The organism is Candidatus Campbellbacteria bacterium (assembly GCA_024653945.1).
Taxonomy (GTDB): Bacteria; Patescibacteriota; Minisyncoccia; order Phycocordibacterales; family EsbW-18; genus EsbW-18.
Genome location: JANLIT010000004.1, coordinates 109,467 through 122,312, shown reverse-complemented (window position 1 = coordinate 122,312; position 12,846 = coordinate 109,467). Strand labels below are relative to the sequence as shown.

Genomic DNA, 12,846 nt, shown 5'->3' with positions numbered 1-12,846 from the left:
TGTGTCCCAAGATTCTCCAATGCGCTCGTACCTCGACTCTTTTGTTGGTACCGAGATCCCAAGGATTTTTACTCCGAAGAGTGTGTCTGTCCTTGATATTGGATGTGGAACAGCGTACACACGGTCACTGCTAGCACTAGCAGGATACAGCGGCGTCTATACTGGGGTAGATATTGTACAAGAACCGAAATTTAATCTGCACGCCGAACCGGCATTTACAACGGAGTTTTTAAACAAAGATATCACCACACTACATACCAATAAAAAATTTGATCTCGTTATTTCAAATACGTCACTAGAACATATTGCCAATGATACGGCCGCCGTTCTGAAGGCACGTGAATTATGTGCTGACGATGGTATTGAAGTGCACATCGTTCCGTCATTATGGTCACTGCCGTTATACTTATGGCATGGGTATCGACAGTACACTCCAGCGCGTATCAGACGCTTGTTTAATGCTAGTCAGTATGTGGTATATAGAATGGGTGGCCTCGGTTCGTTCTTCCTGCACTTTTTTTGTATTACAATTCCGGAACGCACTCTCGGCGTGTCGGTGTTTCGAACAAGACCAGCATACAAAATGTTAAAAATAATGGCTAACAAAGTAGATAGGATTCTTCCTTTTTGCTCAGGGCTGTATGCAGTTGTAGTGTTTCATGGACAAAGGTAATCAACACAAAAAAATACACGTCATGTTTGTGCTCCCGAGCTTACTCTCGGGTGGTGGAATAGAAATGCACACACTAAAACTCCTTCGGCATTTTAATCGGGAACAGTTTATTCTTTCTCTTGTAACACTTTTTGAACGGCCACAGCTTCCGTCGTTGTATAAAGATGTTCCACAAGATGTTGCTATACATAGGTTGAATTTTGCTGGAGCATCAGATATTGGTCAGTGGAGAGCGCTGTATACTCTTTTTAAAACTCTTCATCCAGACGCGGTGGTTAGTAGTATGTTTTCAGCAAATGCGATTGTGCGCATCTTAAAACTATTTTTTGCATATAAGGTTATCACACGTGAACACAATACATACGAAGAAAAGAAAATATATCACCGAATAATTGATTTTATACTTGCCCCATTCTCGGACGTACTCGTTGCTGTTTCTTCATCTGTTGCAGATTTTATCTCTAAACAAGCATGGATTTCTAGAGAAAAAATCACCGTTATTCACAATGGGGTTGATATTGGTGCGGTAGAAAGGTTTTTAATAGGTGAAGAACAAGAAAAACGGCGAGTGCGGTCAGAAATTGGTTTGTTGGAGGATGAAAAAATCATTCTCAATATTGCACGATTAAAACCACAAAAAAATCACACGCTTCTCGTTGATGCATTTGTAATTTTTACCCAAACACATCCAAAATATCATCTCGTGATTGTTGGAGATGGTGTGGAGCGCGAACGGTTAGGGCAGTACATACGGGAGAGAGGGTTACAGAGTACAGTACACCTTCTTGGATACCGGGACGATGTATTTGCGTGGTATGCGGCCAGTGATTTCTTTGTTCTTACGTCAAAGCGTGAAGGATTCCCAAATGTGGGCATTGAAGCAATGACTTTCGGTTTGCCAATGGTTTCAACTCAAGTTCCGGGTGTAGACGAATTTCTTCGTGACGGATATAACGGTTACATTGCTGAACAAAATCCAAACGAAGTGGAGAAAAAAATGTCTTTGTGCGTAAAGCTACTCGAACAAAACCACGCTCAAATTCAAAAAAACTGTCACGAGACCGCGCTTCGGTTTGATATTGTGCAGGTGACAAAGGAATATGAAAAAAGTATCCAATCGATTCTTTAAAAGAATACAAGAAAGTATCTCCGTCGCTCTTCTTGGTGCAAACATATATGAGAAGATACGGATTTTTAGTGTTCTTATATATAGATCTTTTCAACACACACTAGTACGCATACCCGAATCCTCACTTAACTATACAATTCCGTTTCACCTCTCGTACAACAACACCACATTTGATGTTACCCTACGCTCTCATGAAGAAGTTGCACTGCTCTATGAATTTTTTTGTCGGAGGGTATACCATATTCAGTTGTCATTTGAACCACAGACCATTGTTGATTTAGGGGCAAACACAGGAATCTCCACTCTTTTTTTGCACACACTATTTCCACGTGCCCATATTATTGCCGTTGAACCAAACCCAAAAATTCTTCCACTCCTTAAAGAACGTTTGACAGGTATTGCAAACAGTACGTTGGTACACGGCGCTGTTTCTGGTTCTCGTGGCGAAGTGAATTTTTTTGTTCACCAACAATCACTTTCTTCATCGCTCACCCAGCGTTCGTCAGATGTGCAAAAAGTTAAAGTACCGAGTATCACATTGCGTGACATTTTGGAAACGTATGGCTCCAAAGGGATAGACTTGCTTGTTTTCGATATTGAAGGTGCAGAAGAGTTTTTGCTTTCTAATATAGAGGCGCTTACACATGTCCGCGCCATACTTGGAGAGGTACACGAAGACCTTATAAAAATATCCCTTGAGCAGTTTCTTTCCGCGTTGCGAGAGATATATACTATAGTGATTGAGCCAACAAAGAAAAAACAACGATACATTATTACTGGATATAAAAAATAATCCCATGGCTTTTTCTTCAAAAAAACTCAATAGAATAAGGGCGTTTTTTTCAAGTGAAATACCATTTCGATATCTTTTTTCAAAACACGTGAGGTTTCCTCATGCTGTTGGGGTGGTGGTTTCCAACGAAGCAAAAATAGGAAAAAATGTTCTCATTTTTTCATGCGTCACTATTGGAGGGAAAGAAACTGGAAATAATCAAGGGTGGCCTACCATTGAAGATGATGTAACTATTTTTACGGGAGCAAAAATTATTGGTGGAATTACTATTGGTAAAGGAAGTGTTATTGGTGCCAACGCAGTTATTACAAAGAATATTCCCCCCAACTCTATTGCATATACGAAAGGCGAATTGGTTGTGCGTTCTAAAAATGAAAAGGAGATACAATGATAACCATCGTTCTAGCAACATATAACCGTGAAGACACACTCCCAAAATCACTCAGGAGTGTTTTGAAACAAACCCATCAAGATATTGAGGTGCTTGTTGTTGACGATGGTTCAACTGACGGTACCGAGCAATTAATGAAAGCGATTACGGACCCTCGAGTGCGCTATATTAAACTTTCAAACAACAGTGGTGCCTCCATGGTTCGAAATCGGGGTATCCAAGAAGCAAGAGGGGACTATATTCTTGTATGGGACAGTGATGATGAATTATATCCTTATGCACTAGAGAAAATTATTTCTACTTTTAAACAGCAACCAACCGTATCTATTGTTTCTGCACCAGCACGTATTCTTATAGGTGGAAAAGAAAAAACATATCCACATTTTTCAACAGGAGAGGTTATGCTCGCGGATATATTGTGTAAAAAACTTCCAAGTAACGAAAAAGTTCGTGTTGCACGAACGAATGTAATGAAGCAGATATCCTATAAATCAAGAAATATTGATTTTTTGGTTAACGTTGAGCTTATTGAAAGAGGAAAGTGGTATCACTTAGACGAAATGCTCGCTGATGTGCACAATAGTCCCAATGAAGGTTCGCTCACATCTTCAAGAAAAAAGAAAAACGCACAGTATGCAATTGAACGTGCCTCACACCTCGTGGGTTTTCTAGAGCGTCACGGAGCGTACCTCAAAGCAATAAGCGCACCGCGGTACGCGGATTACTGTTACGGTACGGCAATGGGTCTACTGCTTGCTGGAGACGTAAAAAGAGCGCGTTGCTATGCACATGATGCGGCCCATTACCACATAAAGATGGTGCCATACTGGGTCTTGTATATTCTCTCTTGTATTCCGTGTGGCTCTCGTCTTCTCCGTGCACTATACTGATATGTTTTTTAAAATTCTAAAAACTATTATTAAGTTGTTTCTTAAAAAAGGAAGTATTCGTTCATTTTCGCAATTCGGTGAAGATGTGGTGTTAGCACCACTCCTTCGGAAGAAAAACGGATTATATGTTGATGTTGGTGCGTTTCATCCAACCCAATATTCTAATACCTATTTTTTGTATCATCGGGGGTGGCGTGGAATTGTTATTGATCCGAACAAAGAAGCACAGCTACTTTTTAAAATATTTCGTCCAAGAGACAAGTTTTACTCTGTAGGAATTGGAGAGAAAGAATCCAACGAGAAATATTTTCACTTTACTGATTCTGCATATAACACTACGAACGAAGCACAAGCACACGTGTGGCAATCACAGGGCATACTGCTCCAAAAGACGGAAATGGTAACACTCTGCCCACTTTCAAAAATTCTTATACAGGAGAATATCAAAGAAATTGATGTGCTTTCAATTGATGCCGAAGGGTCCGATATGCAAGTACTGTGGTCTCATAATTGGAATATTCCGACCCACGTCATTGTTATTGAAGACCACATATTCAATATTGAAAGACCACAAGAAAGTGCGATCTATTCTTTTTTGTATACAAAAGGTTTCACACTCTATTCGGTGTGTGGTCCGTCGTTGATATTTAAGAAGTAAACTACGAACCCTTCTTCCACGTTAACAAAACTTCGCCATTACCAAAATCTTTGAGAATTCTCACAATGGTTAAGCCGTATCCATAAGGGAGTGTTACTTTTTCGTGTGGTGTAAAGAGAAACGCAAGACGCACAGCCCACCTAAGACGAAATGCAGGATGTTCAGTGTCGTGAACAAGAATGATACCGTTTTGTTTTACATGTGGAATAATTTTTCGTAAATCTTGGTATACAGGAAAGACATCATGAGATGCATCATGGAGTACCACATCAAAAACCTCATCTTGTATTTGTGCCAAAGTTTCCCCGGTTTTTCCTTGAAGGAATTTCCACGACGGATACTGCTGTTTTAGGGCAGGGTCGTTTCCCGTTTCAGCGACACTTCGTTGGTCACAGGTAATAAGTTTTCCACCAGTTTTTTCAAGTGCACCAAGAATAACTGGTGTAGAAAACCCCGCACCTAACTCAAGAACATTTTTTGCTTCCATGCCGATAATAAGGTTATATAGAAAGAGATAATGAAGAGTAAAGCCTCCTGAGTTCTTTCCCATATGTGAGATAACTTTTTGAACTATAGTTTCCATACGGACATATATTACAACACATCACTACTTTGTGTGAGTTTTTGAGAATCTTTTGAAAGTTTAAAAAAGATACTGAGTATAGTAATCATGCGAACCACTTCCATTCCTAGAATAGAGATGAGTGCTCCCCATATCCCATAGAGTGGAAGAAAAATAAAGAGAAGCACTATTTTCACAAATGGAATACTTGTTTGTAGAATGTAGAGCCATTTTTGTTGCATTTGTCCAACAAGAAATTGTTGAAATAACGCTGCGGGAAAAAAAAGTATAACGAGTGCAAATACTTGAGAGTAGATGATCGCATCGCCGTATGTTGGAAAAAAAAGTTTAAAAAACAACGGAGCAAGCATGATATATACAAAGGTAATAAGAAGAGAGCCACAAAATACCAATAAAGCTTTTCGGGGCAGTGTTTTATATATAGGCGCTGGATCTGTTCCGCTAAGTTTTGGCAGTGCCATTGTGGCAAGGAGTTTACTTCCAAAACGAAGTTGTTGTGGTGCGGCAAGCGCAACCGCATACAATGCCATTTGTGCCGCTCCTAAATAGTGAAAAACAAGGAGGCGATCAAGTTGCAACGAAATCGAACCAAGTATATTCATAACACTCAAGTGTTTTCCATAGGTGAGTGCTTTCACCTCCGTTTCTCGTGGTGGGTTGTACCGTTTCAATGTAATATGATAGAAAATCATTCCTACAAAAGCGCTTGTTCCAAAAAACGCCAAAACAAGAAAAGAAGTAACATCTGTAAAAAGTGCAGTTACCCCTGTTGCAAGTAGTGGAACAATAGTGCACACAACACCAAAAATAGTTTCTGTTTTGAATTCTTTTTTCCCAATAAGAAAAGGACTAAAAAAACCACCGGCCTGGAGGGGAAGAGTAATACCAATGACAACCAATGACCACCCAAGCACGATATTTCCGTTTAAAAAATAGTAGATTGCAGAACCCCAGGCGATGGCGGTCATGAGAACACTCCACGAAAGAAATGTTTTGAAACCCTCACGTATCACTCCATCGTTTCCACGTGCTACAGATTGAATAATAGCCGCACCCATTCCTGTGAGAGAAAACGACATAATAATTCCAGCAAAGGACTGGACAAATTTATAGTTACCAAGAGCTTCTTTTGATATGGTGTTTGCGAGCAGGAGTGTAAGTAAAAAACCAGAACCAGCGCTTATGACACGTCCGAATGTTATCCAGAAACCGCCCTTTGCCAAGTAGAGCATGTCTGTCTTTGTATATTGTTCACTCCAACGAAGGAATTGTACTATCTTGTTTTTCGTATCTTGCATATATGCTAGTGTACCCCGTTAGAAATGGGAAACCAAATGGTTTCCATCATGTAGACAATTGTATTAGCTGTACACACCAATCGCGTTTTTTAAAGTATGAGAGTGTTTGTAACTGTTAGATTTCTAACAAGGTGTAGCGTACACTTTCTTTTTTGTCCCTACTGTGAGTTCTTATCATGTGCTACCATCCTATTTGTGTGAACATGTGAATACATATAATAAACATTTTTTCTGACATAGTATGGAGAAAACTTTTGAAAGTAGGTACGGTAAGTTTACATTTGACGTGAGTACCAATACGAGAATGGCGCGTCATTTTGAAAAGACGGGGTTTTTTTATTCAGAAAATATTGAAACGATATTGAAATACATTACATCTGATAGTGTTGTGTTGGATATAGGAGCACATATAGGCACCACGGTCATTCCTCTAGCCAAAGCTTCCCACAGAGTACACGCTTTTGAGCCAGTCACAGAAAATAGAAAATATCTTTATAAAAATATAGAGCAAAACAAAATAACTAATGTTGAGGTTCACGAGTGTGCGTTGGGGGCAAAAAATGGCACTGTAACAATGACAACACCCGATTCCACTAACACTGGTGCGTTTGCAATACATGAAGGTGGAAACGTGCCACTTAAAACACTAGATAGCCTTAACTTAGGTCAGGTAGATTTTATCAAGATTGATGTAGAGGGACATGAGCCGGAAGTGTTTGAGGGGGCCAAGAACACAATCAAACAGTACAAACCTTTTATCTTTTTTGAATTTTTTTTGCCAGACCTCAGGAAGAATAACAAACACCCTTTAAAAAAAATTCACAAAGCACTTAAAGACTATACATTTTATGTTAATGGAAACCGATTTTTTTATTTATGGATGATTGTGTTATGGTACGAGCCAAAACTGTTTTTTTTCAATCAAGGGGGAATTGTGATTGATGTGCTTGCCATACCTCGTCAAAAGTTTCAAAGATTACAAGGGTAGTTCCTATTCTATGAAACCATCAAAATTCTTTGTTATAGATGAAATTGAAAAGATGTTGATACAGAAGCCAGATTTGGCAATTGGAGATCTTGGATCGGGACAGTCAAAGAATTTCATTGAACTTCTCAAAAAATATCCACAGATGCGATATGTGGGATTTGAACCAAACAAGAGCGAAGCAGCTCAAGCCCGCACGATACTCAAATCATTTCCAACAGCCTCAGTTGAGGGGCGTTTAGGATATGGTGAAGATGAAGAAAGGTGGAGGGGTATGTTTGATGTCGTTGTGTCTTTAAGTGTTCTTGAACATGTCAAAGATTTAGAAACATTCTTACAGTTTTCTGTTGACCTTTTGAAATCAAACGGACGCATCATTCATTTGTATGACCTTGGACACGCGCTCTATCCTTCAAATCTCAAGGAACATTTTCATGTTGCACTCTGTAACCTGTCCAAAAAGTATTCTTTTGTAAAGAAGTTGATTCCTGAAACAAAATTTGCTGCGTATGTGAACTTCTCACGTGTTACAGATACCCTTCAACAAGGTGGTGTAAAAATAGAAAAAGTAACATGGCACAATAATCCGTCTCTCGTCGCCTTGCTTAAAAATACACACACAAGTGATTTACATGAAATACTCTCTTTAGTAAATATTCTAGAGGAAAAAATTAGTGCTACTACAAAAGATATACACATATTAGAAAAAATGCTTCCCGCGGTCTGTATTTGGGGAACAAAAAAGGGATAGAATACTATTCGCCCAGCTCCTCTCAAGGTGCTATAGTATCTCCAACATGCAACGCATTCTTGAAAAAGTTTTAGTAGCAGGCCTATTTCTTGTCCCCTTCATTCCATTTGTGGTAACGGGGTCACTATTCTTTCCCTTTATTACAGGAAAGGCGTTTATCTTTCGAATTATCGTTGGCATTCTCCTTGCACTGTGGTTTGCCCTCGTACTTATTGACAAATCATATCTTCCACACCGCTCTCCGTTGGTGTTAAGTATCTTGGTATTTTTTAGTATCGTCACACTCGCTGATATTTTTGGTGTTAATTTTCAAAGAAGTTTGTGGAGTAATTTTGAGCGCATGGATGGTCTCGTTACATTTCTGTACCTTTGTGCATACTTTTTTGTAGCATTTTCTGTGTTAACAAAAAAGAATTTTTGGGTGAAGTTTTGGAATACATCAATCGTTGCCAGTGCAGGAGTAGGTCTCTATGCCATGTTGCAACTTGTGGGTGTTCTTGCAATGTCTCAAGGTGGAGACAGGGTGGACGCAACATTAGGCAACTCAATTTATTTGGCTGTGTACATGCTTTTCCATATTTTTGTAACGCTGTGGTTTTTGTATAAAAAGTATTCATCGCGTCCACTCTCAATTTTCTATGTACTTGCGCTTGTTTTGCAGTTCGTGACACTGTACTACACAGGAACTCGCGGAACACTCCTCGGTCTTGTTGGTGGGTTATTCCTTACCGCAATTCTTATTGCATGGAAGGGAAAAGACGTAGCACGCCTCAGAAAGATATCAATTGGTTTTATTATTCTTATGGTTCTTGGAGCGGGGATGTTTTTTGGAATTCGCAAAAGCTCGTTTGTTCAGAACAGCCAGTTTCTTTCACGTATTGCGAACACGTCGTTATCTGGGCAGACGGTTCAGTCACGCCTTGTGTTGTGGGGAAGTATTGCAAAAAATGGTTTTCTTGAACGACCCATTCTTGGTTGGGGTCAGGACAACTTCATTGTGGTGTTTGGAAAGTACTATGACCCACGAATGTATATTCAAGAGCCGTGGTTTGACCGAGCACACAGTGTCTTTTTTGATTGGCTTATTTCTGCGGGTATTCTCGGCCTTCTCTCCTATCTTTCATTGTTTGTTATTTCACTCATAGTACTCTGGCGCCCAACAACGCAGCTCTCTGTTCCAGAGAGAGCACTCTTCACAGGATTGCTTGCTGGATATTTTGTTCACAATGTTTTTGTATTTGATAATCTCATCAGCTACATCTTCTTCTTTTCTTTTATTGGTTTTATTGAATCATTTTCAAGTGCATATCACCAGGTGGTTGTGGAAAAGAATAGTAATACTTTCCTTATACAAAATGCATCTATTCGTCGAGGCACTTCCTATGTTGGTGTGGTGGCGATACTCATACTGGCATATACAACTTCTATTCCTCATATTATTGCGTCACAATCTCTTATTACAGGCCTTACGTACATAGGAGGGGGCCAAGACCCAGTCGCAACACTTCCGTTTTTTGAGCGAGCACTCAAAGATTCAATAGGAAAAGATGAATCACGTTTGCAATTGAGCCGTGTTGCATTCACCCTCGCGTCTAGCAACGCATCTAATGATATAAAACAAGCATATCTCTCTCGTGCATATGATGAGGCGCGCATGGCTGTGCAAGAAGACCCACTTAATACACGACCTAAATATTTCATGGCAATTTTTGAGGCGCGCCTCGGGAATTTTGATGAGGCAATTCGTCTTTTTGAAGAGCTGTTAGCACTTAACCCAAACAGACAGATGTTTTTGAGTGAATACGGCATGGTGCTGTTGTTGCAGGGAGAATCAGAACAAGCGCGCAAGGTATTTGAAAGGCTAGTAGTACTTGCCCCCGAAAGTCAGGAATATGCCACACGGTATCTTGCACTACTGTTTAATATGAAGATGGTATCTGAAGTGGACGCTTTTGCACAAAAAACGTTTGGAACAACAACCGCACATCTTATTTCTGAAGAATATCGGCGTGGAGAAATGACCGATTTTGACAGTGTGGTGGAGGGCATCGTCTTCCAGCTACTTCGTGGCGAGCTCCTTACAAGTGGAAATATTGATAACTACCTTTCAAAAATTAATGAGCTCACCGATGCGGGCAACACACAAAAGGCCTTACAACTTGTTGATGATGCCGCCAGTATAAACACAGAGTTTGCAAAAGGTGTGCCGATACTGCGAGAGGCAATACAGGGTGGAAAAGATGCACAGCCTCAAAATGTTGCACAATAATCCACTTGCTTTTTTTGTATCACTATGCTATGATACTAGTGTGAGTGCGGTAGCGTGTTAAGCTACTCCACAGATGTTCTGCGAAAGCTCCGCCCCTTGGGTGGAGTTTTCGTTTAGTACATATCCACACGGACATTTTTTTATGAGTGTAACACTGTATACTATAGTCCTTAGTGGATACATATTTTAATGGCGTCGTAGTGTAATTTTAATTTTTAATAGTATATAGTATGAAAAAACTAACGATATCTTCTGTCATTGTCATGATTCTTTTTGGTGGGCTTGTTGGTGGTGCCACGTGGTACTCGTATGACACGCTTCTTGGTTCAGATAGTGCCCTCATAGGTGAATCAACATATGTTGCTGTCTTTTTGACAACCAACCAAGTCTTTTTTGGAAAAATTGAGTCCATGAATTACAGGGATGTAATTCTTGTGGACGCGTTCTATCTACAACAAGGTGGCACAGCAGAGCGTCCAGAGTTTATTTTGCAAAAAAGTGGAAATGAACTTCACGCACCAGAAGATACCATGTTCATTAACCGAGAACACATTCTCATAATCCAACCACTGCGCGAATCATCCCAGGTTATTGCGTCAATAAACCAATACAAAGAATCTTTGAAAAAGGCGACCACAAATCAGCCAGCACCAGTGGCACAAGTAGAGCCAGTTACAGAAGAGGTCGTAGCAGAAGAACCACAAGTGCTTGAGTAGCTTTCTTTGGCGAGGTTAAACCTCGCTTAGACGGGTTGACGAAAAAAAGCTTTTGCACCGCCTTCCATTCATGTAGAATGGAAGGCGGTTCTGTTTGTACATGACCGGCGGCTGCACTCACATAGAACAACACATGGAGCTTCGCACCCGCCGGTCATGTATGACCAGAAACGCACACGAGTTCGTGTGTAGAGAAAATGAGCCCCTTGCGCCGTATACCACACTGCGCATTGGTGGAAATGCACGCTATTTTGCTTCCGTGGCGTCCGTAGAAGAACTTCGAGATGCAACTCTTTTTGCACGTGAAAAAAATCTACCCATTTTTGTCTTAGGTGGTGGTTCCAATGTTCTTATTCCTGATGGAATGTATGAAGGGGTTGTTGTGTATATGCAAATGAAGGGTATTTTGTATGAAAATATAGATACACAAACAGTGCTTGCTGTATGTGCTGGAGGAGAAAGTTGGGACACCTTTGTTGCGGACACGGTGGCACGGGGTCTTTCGGGTCTAGAAAACCTCTCGGGTATTCCTGGAAGTGTTGGAGCATCACCTGTGCAAAATATAGGAGCCTATGGTGTTGAGGTTGGTGCTCATATTGCATACGTTGAAGTGTTTGACACACGCACACTCGTGAGCAAAAAACTTTCTTGCAATGAATGTCGTTTTGGATATCGTGACAGTATTTTTAAATCAGAAAAAGGAAAGTCATACACAGTAACCCGAGTTGCATATACACTTTCAAAAAACTTTACCCCCTCAATGGAGTATAAAGATGTGTCCCTCTTTTTTTCCAAAAAGGGTACACTGCCTCAAAATCCATCGAATATTCGTGAAGCGGTTCTTCAGATACGAGCGCAAAAATTTCCCGACATGAGCATATTTGGCACCGCGGGCTCATTTTTTAAAAATCCAATCATTGCAAAAGGTGTGTATGAGTCCTTGTTGCAAAAGTATCCTGAAATGCCAAGTTTTCCTGTTGATTCTGTGCGCGTAAAGATCCCCCTTGCCTGGGTGCTTGATGAAGTCTGTAATTTTAAGGGTTTTAAAGAGGGCCGAGTATTTCTTTTTGAACAACAGCCGTTAGTATTGGTGACAGAACATGGCGCAACCGCTGATGAAGTGTACACATTTGCGGAGCACATAGGAGAAATTGTTTTTGAAAAAACAGGAATTCAAATTGAAAAAGAGGTTGTGATGATGAAATAAAAAGTGATACACGAAGAAGAAAAACATAAAGACGGGAATATGTTTTTTGGTTTTGAAATTTGTACTTTGAACTTTCTGCACGAAGTGCAGATGGGTTATCCACACTTATGCACAAAAAACATTGTGTTGTGTGTCAATATGAACGATACTTTTAGTAGTAAACAGATGTACACGCTAATGTGTACGTTCGTGTTGGTCGACGTTTACCAAACCCTTATCAATCGTGGTACCACGATTCAACATTATGGCAAAAAAGAAAGTTGCAAAGCGAAAGGCTGCAAAGCGCGCTCCAAAGCGAAAAGCTGCAAAGCGTCGAGCGTAAGCTCACGCTTTGTCCCACATACAAAAAATCGCCTTCGGGCGATTTTTTGTATACAAGCACCTTATTTGTGATTGCCTTAAGCAATCACCCGCACCTTCAGACGATTTTTTGTATACAAGCATTTTATTTGTGGTTGCTTTAAAAGCAACCACGCGCACCTTCGGGCGATTTTTTGTATACA

The 12,846-nt window shown here is 40.3% G+C and carries 13 protein-coding genes; 11 read left to right on the top strand and 2 right to left on the bottom strand.

Annotated elements, in window-relative coordinates; all coding sequences use genetic code 11:
• Position 1 precedes the first annotated feature (1 nt).
• Genes NUW02_03630 through NUW02_03605 form a run of 6 tightly spaced genes read left to right on the top strand, consistent with a single transcriptional unit; the run spans position 2 to position 4,534 of the window.
• Positions 2-673, top strand: coding sequence for a class I SAM-dependent methyltransferase (locus NUW02_03630; protein MCR4275102.1), 672 nt, complete (start codon positions 2-4; stop codon positions 671-673).
• The gene (locus tag NUW02_03625) at positions 660-1,802 is read left to right on the top strand and encodes a glycosyltransferase (protein ID MCR4275101.1); all 1,143 of its coding nucleotides are present in this window, start codon (positions 660-662) and stop codon (positions 1,800-1,802) included. Before NUW02_03630 ends, NUW02_03625 begins: the two co-directional genes overlap by 14 nt.
• On the top strand, positions 1,774-2,595 hold the full coding sequence (locus tag NUW02_03620) for an FkbM family methyltransferase (GenBank protein MCR4275100.1): 822 nt from the start codon (positions 1,774-1,776) through the stop codon (positions 2,593-2,595). Before NUW02_03625 ends, NUW02_03620 begins: the two co-directional genes overlap by 29 nt.
• Before the next feature lie 4 nt (positions 2,596-2,599).
• The gene (locus tag NUW02_03615; protein MCR4275099.1) at positions 2,600-2,986 is read left to right on the top strand and encodes a hypothetical protein; all 387 of its coding nucleotides are present in this window, start codon (positions 2,600-2,602) and stop codon (positions 2,984-2,986) included.
• Positions 2,983-3,876, top strand: coding sequence for a glycosyltransferase (locus NUW02_03610; GenBank protein MCR4275098.1), 894 nt, complete (start codon positions 2,983-2,985; stop codon positions 3,874-3,876). The genes NUW02_03615 and NUW02_03610 overlap by 4 nt, the downstream gene beginning before the upstream one ends.
• 1 nt (position 3,877) lies before the next feature.
• Positions 3,878-4,534: an FkbM family methyltransferase gene (locus NUW02_03605; GenBank protein ID MCR4275097.1), complete on the top strand. Its 657-nt coding sequence runs from the start codon at positions 3,878-3,880 to the stop codon at positions 4,532-4,534.
• A gap of 1 nt (position 4,535) precedes the next feature.
• On the opposite strand, the gene NUW02_03600 is transcribed toward NUW02_03605, so the two are convergent.
• Both NUW02_03600 and NUW02_03595 read right to left on the bottom strand, forming a co-directional pair.
• Complete coding sequence (locus NUW02_03600; GenBank protein MCR4275096.1) at positions 4,536-5,117, bottom strand: class I SAM-dependent methyltransferase; 582 nt, start codon at positions 5,115-5,117, stop codon at positions 4,536-4,538.
• An 11-nt stretch (positions 5,118-5,128) separates the two neighbouring features.
• Entirely contained in the window at positions 5,129-6,415 is a 1,287-nt protein-coding gene (locus NUW02_03595) for an oligosaccharide flippase family protein (protein MCR4275095.1), read from the bottom strand.
• A gap of 241 nt (positions 6,416-6,656) precedes the next feature.
• Here NUW02_03595 and NUW02_03590 point away from each other — a divergent pair, with 241 nt between their 5' ends.
• The 5 genes from NUW02_03590 to murB all read left to right on the top strand — a co-directional run bounded on the left by NUW02_03590 (position 6,657) and on the right by murB (position 12,343).
• Complete coding sequence (locus tag NUW02_03590; GenBank protein ID MCR4275094.1) at positions 6,657-7,403, top strand: FkbM family methyltransferase; 747 nt, start codon at positions 6,657-6,659, stop codon at positions 7,401-7,403.
• 10 nt (positions 7,404-7,413) lie between these two features.
• Positions 7,414-8,151 (top strand): class I SAM-dependent methyltransferase, encoded by a 738-nt coding sequence (locus NUW02_03585; GenBank protein ID MCR4275093.1) that lies wholly within the window; start codon positions 7,414-7,416, stop codon positions 8,149-8,151.
• 46 nt (positions 8,152-8,197) lie between these two features.
• The gene (locus tag NUW02_03580) at positions 8,198-10,420 is read left to right on the top strand and encodes an O-antigen ligase family protein (GenBank protein MCR4275092.1); all 2,223 of its coding nucleotides are present in this window, start codon (positions 8,198-8,200) and stop codon (positions 10,418-10,420) included.
• Between the two features lie 230 nt (positions 10,421-10,650).
• A complete protein-coding gene (locus tag NUW02_03575) occupies positions 10,651-11,136 on the top strand; it encodes a hypothetical protein (GenBank protein ID MCR4275091.1) in 486 nt (161 codons plus the stop codon).
• A 160-nt stretch (positions 11,137-11,296) separates the two neighbouring features.
• Positions 11,297-12,343 carry a UDP-N-acetylmuramate dehydrogenase gene (murB, locus tag NUW02_03570; GenBank protein ID MCR4275090.1) on the top strand — a complete coding sequence of 349 codons (1,047 nt, stop codon included), beginning with the start codon at positions 11,297-11,299 and terminating at the stop codon, positions 12,341-12,343.
• Positions 12,344-12,846 lie beyond the last annotated feature (503 nt).

What these genes read in the sequence shown, in the direction of transcription:
- NUW02_03605 (MCR4275097.1), top strand. Translation starts at nt 3,878, where the DNA reads ATGTTTTTTAAAATTCTAAAAACTATTATTAAGTTGTTTCTTAAAAAA.
- NUW02_03615 (MCR4275099.1), top strand. Translation starts at nt 2,600, where the DNA reads ATGGCTTTTTCTTCAAAAAAACTCAATAGAATAAGGGCGTTTTTTTCA.
- NUW02_03610 (MCR4275098.1), top strand. Translation starts at nt 2,983, where the DNA reads ATGATAACCATCGTTCTAGCAACATATAACCGTGAAGACACACTCCCA.
- NUW02_03625 (MCR4275101.1), top strand. Translation starts at nt 660, where the DNA reads ATGGACAAAGGTAATCAACACAAAAAAATACACGTCATGTTTGTGCTC.
- NUW02_03575 (MCR4275091.1), top strand. Translation starts at nt 10,651, where the DNA reads ATGAAAAAACTAACGATATCTTCTGTCATTGTCATGATTCTTTTTGGT.
- murB (MCR4275090.1), top strand. Translation starts at nt 11,297, where the DNA reads ATGACCAGAAACGCACACGAGTTCGTGTGTAGAGAAAATGAGCCCCTT.
- NUW02_03595 (MCR4275095.1), bottom strand. Translation starts at nt 6,415, where the DNA reads ATGCAAGATACGAAAAACAAGATAGTACAATTCCTTCGTTGGAGTGAA.
- NUW02_03585 (MCR4275093.1), top strand. Translation starts at nt 7,414, where the DNA reads ATGAAACCATCAAAATTCTTTGTTATAGATGAAATTGAAAAGATGTTG.
- NUW02_03620 (MCR4275100.1), top strand. Translation starts at nt 1,774, where the DNA reads ATGAAAAAAGTATCCAATCGATTCTTTAAAAGAATACAAGAAAGTATC.
- NUW02_03590 (MCR4275094.1), top strand. Translation starts at nt 6,657, where the DNA reads ATGGAGAAAACTTTTGAAAGTAGGTACGGTAAGTTTACATTTGACGTG.
- NUW02_03600 (MCR4275096.1), bottom strand. Translation starts at nt 5,117, where the DNA reads ATGGAAACTATAGTTCAAAAAGTTATCTCACATATGGGAAAGAACTCA.
- NUW02_03580 (MCR4275092.1), top strand. Translation starts at nt 8,198, where the DNA reads ATGCAACGCATTCTTGAAAAAGTTTTAGTAGCAGGCCTATTTCTTGTC.